General features: G+C 37.1%; 4 protein-coding genes and 1 other RNA gene. 4 read left to right on the forward strand and 1 reads right to left on the reverse strand.

Annotation, left to right across the window (positions count from 1 at the left end):
* Positions 1-212 precede the first annotated feature (212 nt).
* Positions 213-614 carry a GreA/GreB family elongation factor gene (locus AC1DG9_RS24345; RefSeq protein WP_477635401.1) on the forward strand — a complete coding sequence of 134 codons (402 nt, stop codon included), beginning with the start codon at positions 213-215 and terminating at the stop codon, positions 612-614.
* 40 nt (positions 615-654) lie between these two features.
* Here the strand turns inward: AC1DG9_RS24345 and AC1DG9_RS24350 are convergent, their stop codons facing one another.
* Positions 655-1,365 carry a DUF4377 domain-containing protein gene (locus AC1DG9_RS24350; RefSeq protein WP_172660404.1) on the reverse strand — a complete coding sequence of 237 codons (711 nt, stop codon included), beginning with the start codon at positions 1,363-1,365 and terminating at the stop codon, positions 655-657.
* Positions 1,366-1,491: 126 nt separating this feature from the next.
* On the opposite strand from AC1DG9_RS24350, the gene AC1DG9_RS24355 reads away from it, so the two are divergent.
* The 3 genes from AC1DG9_RS24355 to AC1DG9_RS24365 all read left to right on the forward strand — a co-directional run bounded on the left by AC1DG9_RS24355 (position 1,492) and on the right by AC1DG9_RS24365 (position 4,059).
* Positions 1,492-2,130, forward strand: coding sequence for a hypothetical protein (locus AC1DG9_RS24355; RefSeq protein WP_172660405.1), 639 nt, complete (start codon positions 1,492-1,494; stop codon positions 2,128-2,130).
* Positions 2,131-2,173: 43 nt separating this feature from the next.
* Positions 2,174-2,549, forward strand: an RNA gene (gene rnpB, locus AC1DG9_RS24360) — RNase P RNA component class A.
* Between the two features lie 100 nt (positions 2,550-2,649).
* Complete coding sequence (locus AC1DG9_RS24365; RefSeq protein ID WP_337717964.1) at positions 2,650-4,059, forward strand: sigma-54-dependent transcriptional regulator; 1,410 nt, start codon at positions 2,650-2,652, stop codon at positions 4,057-4,059.
* The last annotated feature ends 26 nt before the right edge of the window (positions 4,060-4,085 follow it).

Raw genomic sequence — 4,085 nt, forward strand, 5'->3', positions numbered from 1 at the left:
TATAATGCTGCTTTTAGCGCTGTTGATAGTTTTGCTATTGGCTATTTTACTACTTAAACCACTGTTGGTTTTACTTTCGGCGGGTACATTTACCTTTTTAACAAGCTGGTACAACAATAAAGACTTCGATGGCATTGCCTCAGTCGATTAATACTGGCTGAGGCTATTCATACAAATCAAATTATTAAGTCATTTACTCAATACAAAAAAACATGAATACTGAATCAATAAAAATAAACGAAACCCCTATCATACTATCAACCGGAATTTACGACCTCCTTAAAGATCATTTAAGAAGAAGAAAGTTAAGCAKGTATAACGAAGCAAAACTTGAATTGGAACTAAAACATGCAAGGCAGGTTTTAAGAAATGAACTACCAGCTGATGTGGTTACGGTTGATACCAATGTAAAAGTGAAGGAAATGGAATTAGGAAAAGAATTCATATACAAACTTGTTGCACCTGCAAAGGCACGAAGAAAACACAATACCCTTTCCATTCTCTCTCCAATAGGCGTAGCAATCCTTGGCTACACTAAGGGCGCCATAGTGCAATGGGAAATGCCTGAAGGAATAAAGAAGTACCAAATAGAAGACGTCACTAAAATAGGATAAAAAAAACCGGCATCTTCATCAGATGCCGGTTTTTTTTATCCTATTTCTTATCTAAAGGAGCCATCCCGAACATTAAAACCAAGCGGTGGTTCTCATAAAAATTTAAGGTTTGTTCAGCAACATCGTATTTCAATGTTTTATCGCTTATCAGCTTTAAAAACTCACTTTCGAGCCTATTTCTATCTTCATCTACACAAGCCCTCAAAGTACTGCCCATTTGTTTAAACGTAAGTTTACCATCGCCTTTTTCATAAGCTCCAAAGAAAGAATTACATCCTGCAAAACCATTAACTCTTCCCTTTTCTTTATCAAATACTACATAAGCCGGCGATTGTTCCAGAGCGACGCCATTCATCTGAATCAGTTTCCATTTATGTTTAACAACAAAATCCCATTCACCAGTTTTAACCGGCATCTTTTGTTTCTTTAATACTTTCTTTAGTTTATAAGTATAAATTGATGCATCGGCAGGAACATTGGCCCTTTTAGTACGGGTTACCAGAATTACATAACGATATCCGGGTTTATAATTAAAACCAGAAATATTGCTGTAAAACAGCTCCCAACCTTTACTGTTTTTATATTTAACCTGAAAACAAGTTTGCGGCGCTACACCTGTACAACTTGCACGATCTTCCTTAACTATAAGCTTTATTACATCAGCTGCATTGGCATAAACTGAAAGGCCCAGCAACATTAAAATAGTTAGTATTAATTTTGGACTGAAATTCTTTGTTATAATTCTTTTCATTTTCTGTGTATTCATCTTTGTTAAAAAGATGCACGGAACAAGTCGTTTCCATAAATATAAGATTTTCTTCTCCCCTGATTGATAAGATTTACTTACTTTAGGTTACACACTTAATGAAAAACCACTATGAAACGCAAACTCCTGTTCGTGCTTGGCTTATTGCTGTGCCACAGCCAGATTTCCAGCTCACAAACCTTAACAAGCGCACATTTTAGAATCTCTGATAGAGAAAATGGAATCAGATCTATCGAACTAACTATAAACAACATGATCATCATTGGTTTAAATTCCACTGGCGACATATCTTATATCGATGAGGCCGAAGGAGCACTTGCAGATTACACAAGTAATTCAGAATATACCGATAACGAACATTCTAAATTCATTGCCAATCAGAAAATTGAATATTACGACCGGTTTGACGATGAAAAATCGGGAAAAATAAAATGGATAGGCGGAATCAAAATTGATTATAATGATAATTTTGATATTCATGATCCCAGAGGAAAAATAAAATCCATCGGTAACATTCAAATTAAATACAATAACGCTTTTGATGTCCACGATAAATCTGGAACAATTAAATCCATTGGTGCCATTCAGATTAAATACAACAATGCCTTTGACATTAACGATCCCGCTGAAAAGGTTAAATCAATAGGGAATGTAAAAATCACCTATTTTAATTCTTTTGATGCAAAAAGGTTATTTGGCAAAATAAAATCGATCAAAGGAAACAGTAAAAAGATTTACGTGACAAAGTAAACAACCTTAATTTATACATTCCTTATTTTGTATCTTTGCCGCAAATGCAAGCCGTTCTATCGCTGCGATTATATCGGAGAGGAAAGTCCGGGCAACACAGAGCATCTCGCTTCCTAACGGGAAGAGGTTTGGGGATGAACACCCGAATTATGGAAAGTGCCGCAGAAAGCATACCGCCGATGGCTTTTAAGCACAGGTAAGGTTGAAAACGTGAGGTAAGAGCTCACGATTTTTCCGGGTGATCGGAGAACTGGTAAACCCCGGGAGTTGAAAGACCAAATAGGCTAACGCATGTAGGGCTGCTCGTCCGATGTTAGTGGGTAGGTCGTTAGAGATAAATGGCAACATTTATACTGGATTAATGATAGAAAACCTGAGCAATCAGGTTACAGAACCCGGCTTACAGGCTTGCATTTTGTTTTTTAAATGATATATCAGTTTCATAACTTTAAAAAAACACATTATTAAACTGAAAAATAATATATTAGCACTGGATAATAAGAAGATTTAGCATACCCTATGGCAAAATTGTTAATAATTGATGATGAGAGAGCGATAAGAAGTACTTTACGTGAAATCTTAGAATACGAGAACTATGAAGTTGAGGATATTGACAATGGTGTAGATGGATTAGAGCTCATCAAAAAGAAGAAATACGACCTTGTCCTATGTGATATCAAGATGAATAAAATGGATGGAATGGAGGTGTTGGAACAAGCACTTGCATATAGCCCGGACCTTCCATTCATTATGATTTCAGGACATGGAACGGTCGAAACCGCAATAGAAGCCAGTAAAAAAGGTGCATTTGATTTCATTTCAAAACCACCGGATTTAAACAGGCTACTGATTACAGTTAGAAATGCACTGGACAGAGGTACTTTAGTTACTGAAACCAAAGTATTAAAAAGAAAAGTTAGCAAAACAAGAGATATTCTAGGTAGTTCAGAGAATATAAACAAAATTAAAGAAACTATAGAGCGTGTTGCCCCTACAGAAGCCAGGGTATTAATAACCGGAGCGAATGGTAGTGGTAAAGAATTGGTTGCACGTTGGTTACACGAAAAATCGAATCGTGCCGACAGCCCTCTTATCGAGGTTAACTGCGCAGCTATTCCATCCGAACTGATAGAGAGTGAATTATTTGGCCACGAAAAAGGTTCATTTACCTCTGCTGTAAAACAGCGTATAGGTAAATTTGAACTTGCCAATGGGGGAACGCTGTTTTTAGATGAAATTGGCGACATGAGCCTTTCGGCTCAGGCAAAAGTTTTACGCGCATTACAGGAACACAAAATCACTCGTGTAGGTGGCGAAAAAGAACTTGAAGTGAATGTGCGTGTACTGGCAGCTACCAATAAAAATCTTTTAAAAGAAATCGAAGATGGCAATTTCCGCATGGACTTATACCACCGCCTAAACGTTATAAACATCCATGTTCCACATCTAAGTGAGCGCATCGATGATATCCCGGAGATCGCGCAAAGCTTCCTTGAAGAAATTTGTAAAGAATATGGCATGCCTGTTAAAAAGATCAGCGATAGCGCCATGACAGCATTACAAAGTCTGCCGTGGACAGGTAATGTTAGGGAATTACACAACATGATCGAACGTCTGATTATTTTAAGCGATAAAACCATTACAGATCATGATGTAACTGTATTTGCAAATCCTAGTGGAGGAACGAATATAGGTGCAGCAGGTGGGACTCCCAATGGATCTGCCCATACAGCTCCTTCTCCAGCCTTGGCTTATGATAAATTCAACAACTTTCAGGATTACAAAGACTATGCTGAAAAAGAATTCATCAAGTTTAAATTGGAAAAGAACAACTGGAATGTATCTAAAACTGCCGATGATATAGATATCCAACGCAGTCACTTATATAGTAAGATCGAGAAATTCGGATTAAAAAGATCCGCAGAATAAAAAAAAGCTCCTGATCAGGAGCTTTT

It is taken from the genome of Pedobacter sp. 05L430 (assembly GCF_056397585.1).